Here is a 15,374-nt window from a genome sequence, read left to right as displayed (position 1 = left end):
CTCAGATGCCCAGCACGGCCCGCGCGACCACGAAGTAGATGATCAGCCCGGTGGCGTCGACCAGGGTCGTGACGGCCGGGGCCGAGACCACGGCCGGGTCGATGCCCAGTCGCTTGGCGACCAGCGGCATCGTCGCCCCGATCGTCGCCGCCCAGGCGCAGATCGCGACGAGCGAGATCGCCACGACGACCGCGATCCGCATCCCGACCAGGGCACTGCCGATCCCGAGCGCGGCAACGGCGAGCATCGCGCCCAGCGCGATCCCGACGCGCGCCTCGCGCCAGGCGACGGCCAGGACGTCCGAGGGCCGCACCTCCCCCACCGCGACCGCCCGCACGCTGGCCGTCGCGGCCTGCGCCCCGGCGTTGCCCCCGGTCCCGATCAGCAGCGGCACGAACAGCGCCAGCGCGGTGACCGTCTCCAGGGTGTCCTCGAAGAACTGCAGGACGTTCACGGTCAGCGTCGCCGCGACGAGTAGGAGCAGCAGCCACACCACCCGCGAGCGCGCCAGCGGCCAGACCCGCTGCGCCATGTAGTGCCCGGCCCACGGGGCGGCCCCGGCCTGGCGTGCGGTGTCCTCGGTCTGCGCCTGCTCCAGGACGTCGACGGCGTCGTCGATGGTGATCAGCCCCAACAGCCGGTGCTCGGCGTCGAGCACCGGCAGCGCGAGCACGTCGGTCTCGCGCATCAGGTGCGCGGCGTCCTCGGCCGGGTCGGTCGCGAGCACCCACGGCGCGGACGGGTCGGCCAGCTCTCCGACGGTGGCACCCGGGTCGCCGAGGACGAGCCGGCGCAGGGTGACAACGCCGGCGTAGCAGCGGCCCTCGTCGACGATCGGGAGCGTGTAGACGGTCTCGGCCGAGGCCCCGTCGCGGCGCACCCGGTCCAGGGCGCGGGCCACGGTGTCGTCCGAGTGCAGGCTGACCAGCTCCGGGCTCATCGACCGCCCGGCCGAGCGTGCGGGGTAGCCGAGCAGCGACGCCGTCATCTCGCGCTCGCCGGGACTCAGCCCGGCCAGCACCCGGTTCGCCACCGACGCCGGGACCTCGCCGAGCATCCGCGCGCGGTCGTCGGGCTCCATCCGTTCGACCAGCTCGCCGACGGCGCCGTCGCGCATGCCGCGCAGCAGCCCGTGCTGCGACACCGGGTCGAGGTCCTCGAACGCGGCCAGCGCCTCGTCCTTGCCGAGCATCCGGAACACCAGGCCGGCGCTGCTCTCGTCGAGGCGGGCGAGCAGGTCGGCGACCTCGTGCGCGGGCAGCCCGTCGAGCCGTCGCGACACCGCGGGCAGGTCGCCGTCGCGCACCGACGCGCGGATGTCATCGACGGGCATCGGTCGTCTCCCGGACGGTGCGGTCGACCCGGTCCGACTCGTTCATGCTCCCGATGCTGCCCGACCGGTGCGGCCGCGCGCCGCCGGTCCGGTGCGCGCACCGGCGACCCGGCCACGGCTCACCCTCGGCAGACCGAGCGCAGCGCGACGCCCAGAGCCTCCCGGTGCAGGGCGTCCGAGCCGACCGAGGCGGCGTCGGACGACAGCTCCGCGGGGCAGCTCTCCGCGGTCCGCGCCGGCGTGGTGACGCGTAGCTGCGTCACCATCTCCGCGCCGATCCGGTCGAGCTCCGGGCGGACGGCGGCCAGACCCGGGCGAGCCCGGGGGCGCAGGTCGGCGCGGTCGGCCCAGAGCCGGAACAACCCGCGCTGCACCACCTTGCTCGCCTCGATCTGGTCGCGGAAGAACGCCTGCGTACCGGCCGGGTCGAGACCGTCGCGGGCGGCCGCCGCGCCGGCGGCGTCGACCACCTGCTGCTCGCGGACCGGATCCTCGATCGGCGTCGGGGTCCCGAACTTGGCCGCGGCGACCGTGTCGGACAGGGCGATCCGCCGCGCGGCCAGGTGGGTCAGCCCGGTCAGGCCCGCCGTCGGCGCGGGAGGCGGCGACGGGACGGCGGCGGGGGCAGACGGCGGCGGGCCGGTCGTCGGCGCCGCGGGTGGCCCGCCGGCACACGCTCCCACGGTCGAGACCATCGCGAGGATCACCAGCAGACGAGTGACGACACCGTGCACGACTCGGACCCTACGACGCGCCGGCGAACGGATCCGGTCCCTCCGCAGAGACCCGCCATGATCGACGAGTGTGTGCAGATCCGGGCCACCGGTGGCCTCGATATGTACACGAACGTCGATCACCGGCCGCCGGCCCGACCGGGGGGGGGACGTCACAGGACGCCACGTTCCGCGGTCACGCCCGACGACCGCGCCCCGGGCCTCGTCGAGCGTCACGTTCGGCGCTGCCGGCAGCGGAACGTGACGGCCGATGGTCGCCGCCGCCCCGTGGTCACGCCGAACGTCACGTTCCGGCGAAACCGGCAGCCGGAACGTGACGCTCGATCGCTGTCGCGGCCCCGGATGCCCGATGATCGGGGAGGGGATGCACGACGTCCGGCGAGCGGGTCCGCGAGACAGGGAGTTCCACATGAGCGTGCACGGTTCCGAGACCGACCAGACCTACGACCGCGCCGGCTTCGGCTCCCCCGTCCGCCGCGGGGAGCGGCCGGTGATCGTCGTCGTCGACCTGACGACCGGGTTCACCGACCCGTCCTACCCGACCGGTGCCGACCTGTCCGACGTCGTCGCGGCGACGGCGTCCCTGGTGCTGGCCGCGCGCCCGGCCGGGGTCCCGGTCGTCTACACCACGATCGGCTACACCCCGGCCGAGATGGACACCGTCGGCTGGCTGCACAAGGCCCCCGGCATGCGAGCGCTGAAGGCCGACTCCCCCGCCGTCGACATCGACCCGCGGCTGCCCCGCACCGACGCCGACCACGTGGTCATGAAGAAGGGCGCGTCGGCGTTCTTCGGCACCGGGCTGGCCACGACCCTGGCCTCCGTCGGGGCGGACACCGTGATCGTCTGCGGGGCCACGACCAGCGGCTGCGTGCGCGCGACCGTGGTAGACGCGCTCCAGTCCGGCTACCCGGTGCTGGTCCCGCGCGAGTGCGTCGGCGACCGCGCGCAGGGCCCGCACGAGGCGAACCTGTTCGACATCCAGGCCAAGTACGGCGACGTGATCAGCCTCGACGACGCCCTGGCCTACCTGAAGGAGATCCCCGCGCGCGGATGACGCCGCCGACGCCGCCCGTGACCGTCCGGCGGACCGTCGTTCATGATGGAGACGTGCACGCGGTGGATCTCGATCGTCTCGACGACGACGGCGGGCCCCCGCTCGTCGAGCTGACCCCCGCCGCACGGGCCGCCCTCGACGACGCCCACCGTCGCGACATCGCCGCCCGCGACGCCGCGCTCGAGCGCCGGCAGGAGGCCGAGGCCGCCGCCCGGGAACGGGAGCTCGCCGCGTTCCTCGCCGAGCCGGATCCGCTCCCCGACGACGAGCTCCCCCCGCCCGCGGAGGAGCAGGCCCCGGCCCCGCGGGGGAAGAAGCCCGGCCCGACCACCTCGCAGCGGGCCCGGGTGGCCCGCCAGCGCTCCGCGGCGGCCCGGGACGCGACCCGCTCGTGGCACGGCGTCGAGCCCCCGGCGACGCCGACCGCGAAGGCCGACCGGTGGTCCGCGATCCAGGACCGGGACCGCCGCCGCGACGCCGCCGAACAGCGCCGCCTGCTCCGCCAGCGCGACCGCGACGCCGACCGGCACGAGGGCTGACACCGTCCCCCACCGATGAGTCCCGCGCCGCCCCACGGTCTCCCCTGACGAGAAGAACCGGATGGGGCGGACGTACGTGATGGACACCGACACCGCGGCAGCACCACCGAGGGCGACCCGGCGGGAGTGGGTCGGCCTGGCCGTCCTCGCGCTGGCGTGCCTGCTCTACGTGATGGACCTGACGGTGCTGCACCTGGCCGTCCCGGACCTCAGCGCCGACCTCGCGCCGTCGAGCACGCAGCTGTTGTGGATCATCGACGTGTACGGCTTCATGGTCGCCGGCGCGCTGGTCACGATGGGCACGCTCGGCGACCGGATCGGACGGCGGCGGCTCCTGCTGGTCGGGGCCGCGGCGTTCGGGCTGGTCTCGGTCCTGGCCGCGTTCTCCACGACGCCGGAGATGCTGATCGTCAGCCGGGCACTGCTCGGGCTGGCCGGGGCGACGGTCGCGCCGTCGACCCTGTCGCTGATCTTCCACATGTTCCGCGACCCGAAGCAGCGCTCGCTCGCCGTCGGCGTGTGGATCAGCGCGTTCTCCGCGGGCAGCGCGGTCGGGCCGGTGCTCGGCGGGCTGATGCTGGAGGCGTTCTGGTGGGGGTCGGTGTTCCTGCTGGCCATCCCCGTGATGGGCGCGCTGCTGGTGATCGGGCCGAAGGTGCTGCCCGAGTACCGCGACCCGGACGCCGGACGGCTCGACCCGCTCAGTGCGGCGATGTCGATCGTGGCGCTGCTGGCCGTCGTCTACGGGCTCAAGCAGCTCGCACAGGACGGGCTCTCGCTGACGGCAGTGGCCGCGGTCGGCCTCGGTGTGGCCGTCGGGGTGGCGTGGACGCGCCGCCAGCGGCGCCTGGACGACCCGATGATCGACGTCGGCCTGTTCCGGGTCCCTGCGTTCAGCGCGACGCTGGTCGTCAACTTCCTGTCGATCTTCGTGATGGTCGGATACTTCCTGTTCGTGTTCCAGTACCTGCAGCTCGTGCTCGGGCTGACGCCGCTGCAGGCCGGGCTGTGGTCGGTGCCGTCGGCGGCGGCGTTCGTGCTGTCCTCGCAGCTCGCGCCACGGGTGCTGGCCGGTGTGCGACCGGCGTTCGTCGTCGGCGGCGGGCTCGTGTCGTCGGCGGCGGGGCTGTTCCTGCTGGCCCAGGTCCAGGTCGACCACGGCCTCGTCGCCCTGGTCGCCGCGTCGGTCGTCGTCTCGCTCGGGATGGGACCGGTGTTCGGGCTGACCACGGAGCTGGTCGTCGGGACCGCCCCGCCGGAGAAGGCCGGGGCGGCGTCCGGGATCTCGGAGACCGCCGCGGAGCTCGGCGGCGCGCTGGGGATCGCGGTGCTGGGCAGCGTCGGCGTGGCGCTGTACCGGGCCGGGCTCGACTCGACGATGCCGGCCGGGGTTCCCGGACCGGTGGCCTCGGCCGCGGAGGACACCCTGGGGGGCGCGGTCGCGGCGGCGGCGACGCTGCCGGAGCCGTCGGCGTCGGCGCTGCTGGCGGCGTCGCGGGAGGCGTTCGTGACGGGCATGCAGGTCACGTCCGTGGTGGCCGGGCTGATCGCGACGGCGGTGGCGGTGCTGGCCGTGGTGGTCCTGCGCGACACCCCCGCCCCCAGCACCCCTACCCCGGAACCCTGTCCGGCCTGACCCGGCGCACCCGCCCGGCCCGATCCGCACCCCGTTCCGCGATCCGCACGCCCTGCAGGGAGTGCGGATCACCGGACGGGGTGCGGATCGGCGCGCGGGCGCGACAACGCACGGCCACCGAGGCGATGCTGTCCCGCATGGACTCACCGGTGATCCTGGAGCTGGCGCTCAACGGCGCCACCACGCGCGACGCCAACCCGAACGTCCCCCGTTCCCCCGCCGAGATCGCCGACGTGGCGTGCGCGGCGCTGGAGGCGGGCGCGGCGATCGTGCACAACCACAACGACGAGCCGATGTTCACCGAGGACGGGATACACGCCGTCGAGCCGTACCTCCAGGCGTGGGCGCCGGTCCTGGAGCGGTTCCCGGACGCGCTGCTCTACCCGACGATGGCCGCCGGGGCGCGCGGGATCCCGGTGCAGCGGCGGTGGGCGCACGTCGAGGAGCTGGCCCGACGCGGTCTCGGCGGGCTGAGCCTGGTCGACCCGGGGTCGGTGAACGTCGGCCTCACCGCCGACGGGCGCACCCCGCCGGCCGCGGCCGCCGGCCCGTACCTCAACAGCATCGACGACACCGAGTACATGTTCGCCCGCAGCGCCGAGCTCGGTGCCGGGCCCAGCATCTCGATCTTCGAGCCGGGGTTCCTGCGGACGGCGCTGACCCTGCACCGCCACGGCCGGGTGCCACCGGGCGCGATCGTCAAGCTGTACTTCGCCGACGACCTGCAGTTCGGGCTGCCGCCGACACCCGCCGCGCTGGAGGCCTACCTCGAGATGCTCGAGCCGTCCGGGCTGCCGTGGTCGGTGGCGGTGCTCGGCGGCGACGTCGTGGGCAGCGGGCTCGCCGAGCTGGCGATCCGGCGCGGCGGGCACGTCCGAGTGGGCCTCGAGGACTACGCCGGACCCGGGACGCCGACGAACGCCCACCTGCTCGACGGGGCGCTGCGCCTGCTGGACCGGCTCGGCCGGGTGCCGGCCACCTCCGCGCAGGCACGGGCACTACTCGGGGTCACCTCTTCCGGAATTCGTTGATCCCGCACATTCCCGACGCGAACTCCTACACCTCGTCGAATTTCCCGACCGGTTCGCCGGTAAGACAAAGAGTGAGGGTGTCCGGAAATACCGACGGGCCCCTCCGGTACTGCGGGAGCAGTATCCGGAGAGGCCCGTCGGTGGATCCGGGTCAGGTGGTCCGTTCAGCCGGCAGAACTGTTACCGGAACGAGACCACCCTGGTCAGAACCATGCTTTGCGACCACCCACGGGACGGCCGATCGCGCCGAGGATCAGGAAGACCACACCGATGATCAGCAGGATGCCGCCGATGTAGTAGAGGATGGAGATGCTGGTGAAATAGCCGATCAGCAGCAGGATGACACCGAGAACGATCATTGTGGAACCTCTTCGTCGAAGGTGGCGGAAACGTACCTGAAAGACACACCGAACGCAGAGCGCAACGCGGTGCCGCGGCCACCGTTCGACGCAGTAGAGACGAACGGGTGAACGGGGGAACGGTCCGCCGTCACGGAGAGGTACCGCGACGGTCTCGGCGCCGCATCGGCCGGGACGATCGCTGCTCCCAACGGACCAGAAGTCGTTCGCCCGTATCCCGACCTGCCGCCGTCGGACGTACGTATGACACCGCACGGCGCCGCCGACGGTCGTCGTGCCGGAACGCCGCACCATGCGGCCGACGGTCGCGCCGCCAGAACCGTCACTTCTGGCTTGCAGCACATCCAGCTCTTCGACTTCTCTCCTCGCCCGGGAGAAGGTGGAACGGAGTCCACACGGAGAGAGGGAGCCCGATGTCCACCTACGTCCTCGTCCCCGGCATGTGCCACGGCGGCTGGTGCTTCGAGCCGCTGCCCGAGGGCCTGCGCGCCCACGGGCACCGGGTGCTGACCGTGACCCCGACCGGGCTGTCCGAGCGCGCGCACCTGCTGACCTCCACGGTCAACCTGGACACCCACGTCACCGACGTCCTCGCGCTGCTGGAGGCCGAGCGGGTCGACGACGCGGTCCTCGTCGGGCACAGCTACGGCGGGATGGTCGTCGGGTCGGTCGCCGACCGGGCGCCGGAGCGGGTCCGCGGCCTGGTGTACCTCGACGCCTTCGTCCCCCGCGACGGCGACTCGTGCTGGTCGCTGACGACCGACGAGCAGCGCGAGTGGTACCTCGGCGTCGACGACTCCGGGTTCGCCGTGCCCCCGCTGCCGTTCTTCGACCCGCGCGCCACCGCCCACCCGCTGGCGACGCTGCTGCAGCGCGCCCGGATCACCGGGCCGGGCCCGGACTGCCCGCGGACCTACGTCTACGCGACCCGGTGGCCGGGCCTGTCACCGTTCGCGGCGACCTACGAGCGGCTGCGCGAGGACCCGGCGTGGACGGTGCACGCTCTCGACTCCGCACACAACCTGATGCGCGACGCGCCGGCCGAGCTCGAGCGGATCCTGCTCGACGCGGGGTGAGGGCCCCTCAGCCCGCCGGCAGCCGGGACCGGGCCGTCGCGGCGAGGTCGGCCGCGGCCGTACACATCCGCTCGCGCGGGGCGCCTGCGACCTGCACCGTCGTGGTCACGAGCTCGACGCGGCCGTCGGGCAGCGGTGGGCGCAGGACGTTGAGCACACACCCCCCGCCCTCGGGCCGGGAGAACGCCGCGTCACCGCCGACCGGCGCCACCGGGTCCCCGACGACGCCCCGTTCGGTGGTCGTGACGCCGAACGCGACCGTCGCGTAGGTCTGCGCGGTCCCCCAGGAGCACGACCAGTTCGCGAAGCCGGGGAACGCCCGGGTGTCGACGCCCGCGCGCGCCAGGCCGGGCCCGTCGAGCGCCTGGCAGGCGTCGGCACCGGCGAGAACACTCCCGGCGTTGCGGGCCGGGTCGTAGGTGATGCCGTCGCGTTGCAGGCGTCCGGTCGCGGCGTCGAGGACGCGGTCGGCGACGGTGCAGGGCGCCACGCCGGGGTCGAAGGACTCGACGTCGAACCGGACCGCGTCGCCGTCCGGGAGACCGATGCCGTGCGAGCAGCTCAGGCCGCGCGAGTCGGCGTCGGTGGTCTGGGTGCCGCGCACCTCGGTCAGGTCCCCGACCTGCCGCGGGGCGCCTCCCTCGTCGGTGCCGCCGGTGAAGTAGGCCGACACCCGCACGACCTGCCCTCCCGGCGGGACCACGTCGGTGCGGCACCCCGGCAGCGAGGACGCGACGACCGGCATCGCCGCCCCGAAGCCCTGCAGGACGGCCTGGTCGAGCAGCGCACACGGGTCGGCCCGGCGCGGGTCCCCGGAGACGGCGCGCGGCGACACCGGTGCCGCGGCGGTGTCCTCCGGGGCGGAGGAGCCGGGCCCGAACACCACGAACGCGGCGACGAGCAGCACCGCGACCAGCGCGACCGCGCCGAGGACGAGCGGCCACCGTCGCCGCCGGACGCGGGTCGGCGCGGACCCGTCGGACGCGGCGGGACCGTCCGGTGTCGCGGGGCCGCCCGGAGTGACGGGGGCGCCCGGCGGGGCGGGACCCGGCCCGCCCCGCGGCCCCGGGGATCGAGGGCCCGCCGGACCCGGACCCGGCGGGAACGACGGCGGCGGACCGGGCGGACCGGGAACGGTCCCGCCCGGCGCCCCGGACGTCACCAGCGGGCGTCCGGCGAGGTCGTCGAGCCACCGCGCGACGGCGGCGGCGCCCGGGCGCTGCGACGGATCGTCGGCGAGCATCGCCATCAGCAGCGGCCCGAGCGGCCCGCTCACCTCCGGCGGCCGGACCGGCTCGTTCGCGACCCGGTAGACCATCGCCCGCGGGTTGGACTGCGGCCCGAACGGGCCCGTTCCCTCCACCGCGGCGTACAGCGTCGCGGCCAGGGAGAACACGTCGGACGCCGGGGTCGCGTCCTCGCCGCGGGCCACCTCGCGGGCCATGTAGGCGGGAGTGCCCGACACCTCGCCGGTCACGGTCAGCGTCGACTCGCCGTCGGCGTGCGAGATGCCGAAGTCGGTCAGCTTCGCCGTGCCGTCGGCGGTCGCGATGAGGATGTTGCCGGGCTTGACGTCACGGTGGACGACGCCACCGGCGTGCGCCGCGGCCAGCCCGCGGGCCACCGCCGCGCCGATCCGGGCCGCGGTCCGCACGTCGAGGCGGACACCCCCGGCGGTGACCTCGGCCAGGCTGCGCGAGGGGACATACTCCAGGACCAGCCACACGTCGTCGTCGGAGACCTGGACGTCGTAGATCGAGACCACGTGCGGGTCCCCGCGCAGCCGGGCGGCGGTGCGGGCCTCGCGCAGGGTCCGCGCCCGGGTGCCGTCGGCCTCGGGGTGCGAGGCGTAGCAGACCCGCTTGAGCGCCACCGGCTGGTCGAGCGCGAGGTCCCGGGCCTCGAAGACGGTACCCATCCCGCCGGACGCGATCCGCCGCACGACGCGGTACCGGTCGAACAGCACGTTCCCCGGCTCCACAGCGGACCCCCTCGGTCGTCGCGGCGATCCTATGATCGCCCGCGCACGACCTTCTCACCCGATCGGCGCACCGGTGACGACCGCCCGACGGAAACGGGACAGGGGCTCCCACCGACATCATCAGACGATCACGACCGAGGAGACGCCGATGCTGCCCGAGGACGTCCCGGCCGACCCCGGTGAGGACGGGACCCCGCCGGAGGAGTCACGCCTCAAGCGCTGGTGGCGGCGGCTGCGCCGGCACACGAGCGAGACACGCAAGGAGGCCCGGGAGGCCTCGGACCCGACCGACGGCGGTTGCGAATGGGGCTGCGACTGGATCGACGGGTGCGAGACCTGCGACGGCTGCGACGCCTGCAGCGGCTGCGACCTGATGCGACTGTCCACCGTGCTGCTCGCCGTGGCGGCGCTGACCCCGCCCGCCGCGAGCGGGTCGACGGCCGTCGCCGCGTTGCGCTTCTACCGCCGCCGGCTCACCCGCTGGACGCCCCGCTGCCCGTCGACGCCGAGCTGCAGCGCCTACGCGCTGGCCGCCGTCGAGGAGCTCGGGCCGCGGCGGGGCCTCGCCGCGGCCGCGCGCCGGGTACGCGACTGCGGCCGCTGACCGGCCGGGACTCAGCCCGCGTCGGGCACCGGGACGACGACCACGGCGCAGTGCCCGTGCTCGGTGAGGGTGCGCGCGACCGAGCCCAGTCGCAGGAAGTCCGCCACCCCGGAGTGCCCGCGGCGGCCGAGCACCAGCAGGTCGGTGCCGCGGGACTCCTCGACGAGCGTCTCCGACGGGTGTCCGCGCACGACGCGCTTCGTCACGGCGGGTCCCGGGTCCTCGCCGAGCACCGACAGGACGGTCTCGTCGAGCTCCTCGGTCATGGCCAGCTCGACCTGGCCCTCCTCCGGCATCTGCGGCAGGAAGCCGTAGTTCGTGGGGACGGCGTTCCACTCGCTCGGCGCCGGCGGGTAGCGCCAGGCCCGGACGACGTCGAGCTCCGCGCCGACGCGTCCGGCCAGGTCCGCGGCCCAGCGCAGCGCCTCCCTCGACGTCGGCGACCCGTCCACACCCACCGTGATCCTCTGCATCGTCCCCATCCTGGCCGCACCCTCCGCCGCGCCGCTCGCGCGGGAGTGCCCCGTCACACGGTGTGGTGAGTGGCCGCGCCCGGCCGACGACGACCGTCACACGGCGGGATCGTTCGAAGTGGACGCGAACGGGAACCCCGGTCCCATGACGCAGGAGCCTCTCGACCGCGCGGCCGCCACGGCCCGCCTGCGCGAGCTGGTCCCCGACGGTGCGGACCTGATCGTGCCGATCGGCCAGGGCGAACCGACGACGGTGATGGACCTGCTCGAGGAGATCGCCCCGCAGTGCAACGGCGTCCGGGTTCACCGGATGGACCCGTTCGTCGAACGCCGCTACATCCGCGGCGAGTTCGGCGACCGGCTCCGCCACGTCGACTACTACCTCGGACCGGGGTCCCGGCAGGCCTATCGGGACGGGCAGTGCGACCTCGTCCCGAACCACTTCAGCGAGATGCCGCTGCTGCTGCGCGACGCCACGAAACGGACCCTGGTGCTCGCCGCGGCCGCCGGACCGGACGAGTTCGGCCGGTTCAGCCTGGGCATGAACGCCGACTACGTCGCGTCGATGATCGGGGAGGTGCCGTTCCTGCTGGAGGTCAGCTCGGCGATGCCGTTCACCACCGGCGAGAACCTGGTCCCCGGCGACCAGGTCGCGGGGTGGATCCGCACCGACGCGCCGTTGCCGCAGGTGCGCCGCCGCCCGCCGAACGACCTCGACCGTGCGATCGCCGCACACGTCGCGGACCTCGTGCCCGACGGCGCGTGCCTGCAGGTCGGCGTCGGTGGCACCCCGGACGCGATGATGACCGCCCTGGAGGACCACCGTGACCTCGGTGTGCACACCGAGTGCCTGTCCACCGGCCTGATGCACCTGATCCGCAAGGGCGTCGTCACCGGCGCGCGCAAGCTGACCCACCCGGGGAAGCACGTCACCACGTTCTGCCTCGGCGACGCCGAGCTGGCCGGGTGGCTCGACCACAATCCGGACGTGCTGATGTTGCCGGTGGACAGGACCAACGACCCGCGCGTCGTCGCCCAGGAGCCGAACTTCGTCTCGATCAACGCCACCACCGAGGTGGACCTGATGGGGCAGGCGGCCAGCGAGACGATCGCCGGACGGTACTGGTCCTCCTCCGGCGGGCAGGCCGACTTCGCCCGCGGGGCCATGTACTCCCCCGGCGGGCGGGCGTTCCTGGTGCTGCACTCCGCGACCCGTTCGGGTCGCAGCCGGATCCGCGTCGCGCTGACCGAGGGCAGCGTCGTGACCACCCTGAAGAACACCGTCGACCACGTGGTGACCGAGTACGGTGTCGCCTCGCTGCGCGGACGCTCGATCGCCGAACGGGCCCGTGAACTGATCGCGATCGCCCACCCCGACCACCGCGAGGACCTGCGCCGCGACGCGCGCACCGCGGGCATGCTTCCCTGACCCGAGAGGACACACCCACCATGAGCACGACCGTCGCCGATCAGATGATCGAGCTGCTGCACCAGGCCGGGGTCGAGCGGATCTACGGCCTGGTCGGGGACAGCCTCAACCCCCTCGCCGACGCGATCCGCCGCGACGGACGCATCGCCTGGGTGCACGTCCACAACGAGGAGGCCGCCGCCCTCGCCGCGTCCTCGGAGGCCCAGCTCACCGGCCGTCTCGCCGTCTGCGCGGGCAGCTGCGGACCGGGCAACACGCACCTGATCCAGGGCCTCTACGACGCCAACCGCTCCGGCGCCCCGGTGCTCGCGATCGCCTCGCACATCCCGTCGGTGCAGATCGGCACCGGCTACTTCCAGGAGACGCACCCGGAACAGCTCTTCGGCGAGTGCTCGGTCTACTGCGAGCTGATCTCGCGCCCGGAGCAGATGCCCCGGATGCAGCGGATCGCGATGCAGGCCGCGCTGGCCCGCCGCGGCGTCGCGGTGCTGGTGCTGCCCGGCGACGTCAGCGCGGAGCCGGCCGCCGCCGCGACCGGGACGAGCGACCTCGTCGTCCCCACCGCGACCGTCGTCCCCGCGCAGGACCGCGTCGACGAGCTCGCGCGCCGGATCGACGCCGCGGGCTCGGTGACGCTGTTCGTCGGCGCCGGGATCCGCGACGCCCGCGACGAGGTGCTCCAGCTCGCCGCGAAGGTCAACTCCCCGATCGGGCACTCGCTCGGCGGCAAGGAGTGGATCCAGTACGACAACCCCTACGACGTCGGCATGAGCGGCCTGCTCGGCTACGGCGCCTGCTACGAGGCCACGCACGAGGCGGACCTGCTGGTCCTGCTCGGCACCGACTTCCCCTACGACTCGTTCCTGCCGCAGGCCCACACGGTGCAGGTCGACCGCGACCCCTCCCACCTCGGCCGGCGCACCGTGCTGGACCTGGGCGTGCACGGCGACGTCGGTGCCACCCTGGCGGCCCTCCTGCCGAAGATCGCGCAGAAGACCGACCGGTCGTTCCTGGACCGGATGCTGCGCAAGCACGCCGACGCGCTGGAGAAGGTCGTCTCGGCGTACACGACGAAAGTGGAGAACCTGCGCCCCGTGCACCCCGAGTACGTCGCCTCGGTGCTCGACGAGGAGATGGCCGACGACGCGATCGCCACCGTCGACACCGGGATGTGCAACGTGTGGGCCGCCCGGTACCTACAGCCCAACGGCCGCCGCCGGATCATCGGCTCGCACTGGCACGGGACGATGGCCAACGCCCTGCCGCACGCGATCGGCGCCGCCTGCTCGCACCCCGGGCGCCAGGTCGTCTCGCTGTCGGGTGACGGCGGCCTGACGATGCTGCTCGGCGAGCTCCTCACCGCGGCGGAGCACGACCTGGACCTGACCGTCGTCGCGTTCAACAACGGGTCGCTGGGCATGATCCGCCTGGAGATGATGGTCGCCGGCTACCCGTCGTTCCAGACCGACCACGGTCCCGCCGACCTCGCCGCCATCGCCCGCGGCGCCGGGATCGACGCGGTCGCCGTCGACGACCCGACCGAGGTGCGCGGCGCGATCCGGCACGCCCTCGACCACCGCGGCCCGTCGCTGGTCGACGTCCGCACCGACCCGAACGCGCTGTCCATCCCGCCGCACATCACCGCCACCCAGGTCCGCGGCTTCGCCCTGGCCGCGACCCGCACCGTCCTCGACGGCGGCGTCGGCAAGATGCTCGACCTGGCCCGGTCCAACCTGCGCTCCATCCCCCGCCCCTGACCCGCGCCCCGTTTCCGCGCGCCGTTTCCGCGCACCGGGCCGGTGTCCGCGCACCGGGGCCGGACCCGCGCGGTGCGCGCAGAGCGCGAGGCCGGTTCGGGTGCGCGTCGCCGGACCGGGTGCGCGGACCGGAGCGGGTCAGGACCGGCGGGCCAGGCCCGTGGGGGACGTCGCGTCGTCCAGGGCGATCGCGAGCGCGCCGCGCAGGGTGGCGTCGGGACCGTGGGCGGCGTCGCGGACCGGGGGCGGCGCGTCGCGGCGGAACGCCATCAGCCCGTCGGTGTAGGCCTCGTCGAACTCGGGCGCAGCGGCGGCGCGCAGGGCCGGACCGAGACCGCCGAGCACGGTGACGTCGGGGTCGTGCACGTTGACCAGGCCCGCGACGCCGCGGGCGAGCCGGGACGCGACGTGCGCGACGGCCTCCCGCGCGGCAGCGTCGCCGTCCGCGGCCCGGTCGAGCACCCGCAGGGCGTGGCTGAACGGGTCGGACGGTGACGGCTCGTTCATCCGGGCGGCCAGGGCGCGGCCGCCGATGTCCAGGTGCCAGCAGCCGCGGGCCCCGCAGTGGCAGCGCCGCCCGGGATCGCCGAACGGCAGGTGCCCGTACTCCCCCGCCGTGCCACGCGCACCGGAGAGCGGGCGCCCGTCCACCACGAGCGTGCCGCCGATCCCGACCTCCACGGTCAGGAACAGCGCGGTCCCGGCTCCGACGGCTGCGCCGTCACGCACCTCGGCCACCCCGGCCAGCGTCGCGTCGTTGCCGACGACGACCGGCACCCCGGTCCCCTCGGTGATCCGGCTCGGCTGCAGCGGGCTCCAGCCCTGGCCCGCGTCCTGCGCCAGGTGTTCGTCGACGACGGTGGCCGCGACCGCGATCCCGGCCCCGACGACCGGTCCCGGGCTGTCGCGCACCATCTCCGCCACCACGCCGCGCAGGGTGCCGACGACGGTGTCGGCGTCGCGGTGGGCGTGCCGGCCCGTCCGGACCGCGATCGGGACGCCGTCGAGACGGGCCAGTGCGGCACGCCAGTCCTCGTACCGGACGTCGACGGCGACGACGACCGGCCCGTCCGGCGCGACCGTGACCACCGTCGTCGGCCGCCCGCGCCCGGTGCTCGGTGCCCGCTCCTCGGCGATCCAACCCAGCTCGCGCAGGCGCCCGGTGATCTCGGTGGCCGACGCGCTGGCCAGGTTCAGCTCCCGGGCCAGCTCGACGCGCGTCAGCCCGGGCCGGCGACGGACCTCGGCCAGCACCTCGGCCGTCGTCCGCCAGCGCTCGACAGCGGCGCGGCCGGGCTCGGTGTCCCGGGCGTCACCACAGATCTCCGTTGACACGGGCGACCCTCCCCGTTTTATTCTCGTGGC

14 protein-coding genes are annotated in these 15,374 nt (G+C 74.4%); 8 read left to right on the top strand and 6 right to left on the bottom strand.

The annotated features are described in order from the left end of the window. Position 1 precedes the first annotated feature (1 nt). Both mgtE and aroQ read right to left on the bottom strand, forming a co-directional pair. Positions 2–1,333, bottom strand: coding sequence for a magnesium transporter (gene mgtE, locus EV383_RS05555; RefSeq protein ID WP_130288903.1), 1,332 nt, complete (start codon positions 1,331–1,333; stop codon positions 2–4). A 119-nt stretch (positions 1,334–1,452) separates the two neighbouring features. Next, a complete protein-coding gene (gene aroQ / locus EV383_RS05550) occupies positions 1,453–2,067 on the bottom strand; it encodes a gamma subclass chorismate mutase AroQ (RefSeq protein WP_242622916.1) in 615 nt (204 codons plus the stop codon). A 409-nt stretch (positions 2,068–2,476) separates the two neighbouring features. Here aroQ and EV383_RS05545 point away from each other — a divergent pair, with 409 nt between their 5' ends. From EV383_RS05545 to EV383_RS05530, 4 genes are all read left to right on the top strand, one after another. Beyond that, the gene (locus EV383_RS05545; protein ID WP_130288902.1) at positions 2,477–3,124 is read left to right on the top strand and encodes an isochorismatase family protein; all 648 of its coding nucleotides are present in this window, start codon (positions 2,477–2,479) and stop codon (positions 3,122–3,124) included. Between the two features lie 53 nt (positions 3,125–3,177). Beyond that, entirely contained in the window at positions 3,178–3,663 is a 486-nt protein-coding gene (locus EV383_RS05540; RefSeq protein ID WP_130288901.1) for a hypothetical protein, read from the top strand. Between the two features lie 79 nt (positions 3,664–3,742). Beyond that, positions 3,743–5,299, top strand: coding sequence for an MFS transporter (locus EV383_RS05535; RefSeq protein ID WP_130293949.1), 1,557 nt, complete (start codon positions 3,743–3,745; stop codon positions 5,297–5,299). A 137-nt stretch (positions 5,300–5,436) separates the two neighbouring features. Continuing rightward, positions 5,437–6,330, top strand: coding sequence for a beta-keto acid cleavage family enzyme (locus EV383_RS05530; RefSeq protein ID WP_242622914.1), 894 nt, complete (start codon positions 5,437–5,439; stop codon positions 6,328–6,330). 203 nt (positions 6,331–6,533) lie between these two features. Here the strand turns inward: EV383_RS05530 and EV383_RS05525 are convergent, their stop codons facing one another. Beyond that, the gene (locus tag EV383_RS05525; protein WP_130288900.1) at positions 6,534–6,689 is read right to left on the bottom strand and encodes a hypothetical protein; all 156 of its coding nucleotides are present in this window, start codon (positions 6,687–6,689) and stop codon (positions 6,534–6,536) included. A 413-nt stretch (positions 6,690–7,102) separates the two neighbouring features. Between EV383_RS05525 and EV383_RS05520 the strand changes: the two genes are divergently transcribed. Continuing rightward, positions 7,103–7,765, top strand: a complete 663-nt coding sequence (locus EV383_RS05520) for an alpha/beta fold hydrolase (protein ID WP_130288899.1) — start codon at positions 7,103–7,105, stop codon at positions 7,763–7,765. 7 nt (positions 7,766–7,772) lie between these two features. On the opposite strand, the gene EV383_RS05515 is transcribed toward EV383_RS05520, so the two are convergent. Beyond that, on the bottom strand, positions 7,773–9,731 hold the full coding sequence (locus EV383_RS05515) for a serine/threonine-protein kinase (protein ID WP_130288898.1): 1,959 nt from the start codon (positions 9,729–9,731) through the stop codon (positions 7,773–7,775). Between the two features lie 163 nt (positions 9,732–9,894). Between EV383_RS05515 and yidD the strand changes: the two genes are divergently transcribed. After that, positions 9,895–10,350 (top strand): membrane protein insertion efficiency factor YidD, encoded by a 456-nt coding sequence (yidD, locus tag EV383_RS31610; protein WP_207223445.1) that lies wholly within the window; start codon positions 9,895–9,897, stop codon positions 10,348–10,350. A gap of 11 nt (positions 10,351–10,361) precedes the next feature. Here the strand turns inward: yidD and EV383_RS05505 are convergent, their stop codons facing one another. Further along, positions 10,362–10,823: a universal stress protein gene (locus tag EV383_RS05505; protein ID WP_165438242.1), complete on the bottom strand. Its 462-nt coding sequence runs from the start codon at positions 10,821–10,823 to the stop codon at positions 10,362–10,364. Positions 10,824–10,968: 145 nt separating this feature from the next. On the opposite strand from EV383_RS05505, the gene EV383_RS05500 reads away from it, so the two are divergent. Beyond that, positions 10,969–12,252: an acetyl-CoA hydrolase/transferase family protein gene (locus EV383_RS05500; RefSeq protein ID WP_130288896.1), complete on the top strand. Its 1,284-nt coding sequence runs from the start codon at positions 10,969–10,971 to the stop codon at positions 12,250–12,252. Between the two features lie 20 nt (positions 12,253–12,272). Beyond that, positions 12,273–14,009 (top strand): pyruvate dehydrogenase, encoded by a 1,737-nt coding sequence (locus EV383_RS05495; protein WP_130288895.1) that lies wholly within the window; start codon positions 12,273–12,275, stop codon positions 14,007–14,009. A gap of 138 nt (positions 14,010–14,147) precedes the next feature. On the opposite strand, the gene EV383_RS05490 is transcribed toward EV383_RS05495, so the two are convergent. Next, positions 14,148–15,344, bottom strand: a complete 1,197-nt coding sequence (locus EV383_RS05490) for an ROK family transcriptional regulator (protein ID WP_207223444.1) — start codon at positions 15,342–15,344, stop codon at positions 14,148–14,150. Positions 15,345–15,374 lie beyond the last annotated feature (30 nt).

This window comes from Pseudonocardia sediminis, assembly GCF_004217185.1.
GTDB lineage: Bacteria > Actinomycetota > Actinomycetes > Mycobacteriales > Pseudonocardiaceae > Pseudonocardia > Pseudonocardia sediminis.
The sequence above is the reverse complement of the archived record's forward strand: the minus strand, read 5'-3'. Positions and strand labels throughout refer to the sequence as shown.

Bases quoted from the DNA above. Each gene is read 5' to 3' on its own strand.
- mgtE (WP_130288903.1), bottom strand. From the start codon at position 1,333: ATGCCCGTCGATGACATCCGCGCGTCGGTGCGCGACGGCGACCTGCCC.
- EV383_RS05545 (WP_130288902.1), top strand. From the start codon at position 2,477: ATGAGCGTGCACGGTTCCGAGACCGACCAGACCTACGACCGCGCCGGC.
- EV383_RS05535 (WP_130293949.1), top strand. From the start codon at position 3,743: ATGGACACCGACACCGCGGCAGCACCACCGAGGGCGACCCGGCGGGAG.
- EV383_RS05530 (WP_242622914.1), top strand. From the start codon at position 5,437: ATGGACTCACCGGTGATCCTGGAGCTGGCGCTCAACGGCGCCACCACG.
- EV383_RS05525 (WP_130288900.1), bottom strand. From the start codon at position 6,689: ATGATCGTTCTCGGTGTCATCCTGCTGCTGATCGGCTATTTCACCAGC.
- EV383_RS05520 (WP_130288899.1), top strand. From the start codon at position 7,103: ATGTCCACCTACGTCCTCGTCCCCGGCATGTGCCACGGCGGCTGGTGC.
- yidD (WP_207223445.1), top strand. From the start codon at position 9,895: ATGCTGCCCGAGGACGTCCCGGCCGACCCCGGTGAGGACGGGACCCCG.
- EV383_RS05505 (WP_165438242.1), bottom strand. From the start codon at position 10,823: ATGCAGAGGATCACGGTGGGTGTGGACGGGTCGCCGACGTCGAGGGAG.
- EV383_RS05500 (WP_130288896.1), top strand. From the start codon at position 10,969: ATGACGCAGGAGCCTCTCGACCGCGCGGCCGCCACGGCCCGCCTGCGC.
- EV383_RS05495 (WP_130288895.1), top strand. From the start codon at position 12,273: ATGAGCACGACCGTCGCCGATCAGATGATCGAGCTGCTGCACCAGGCC.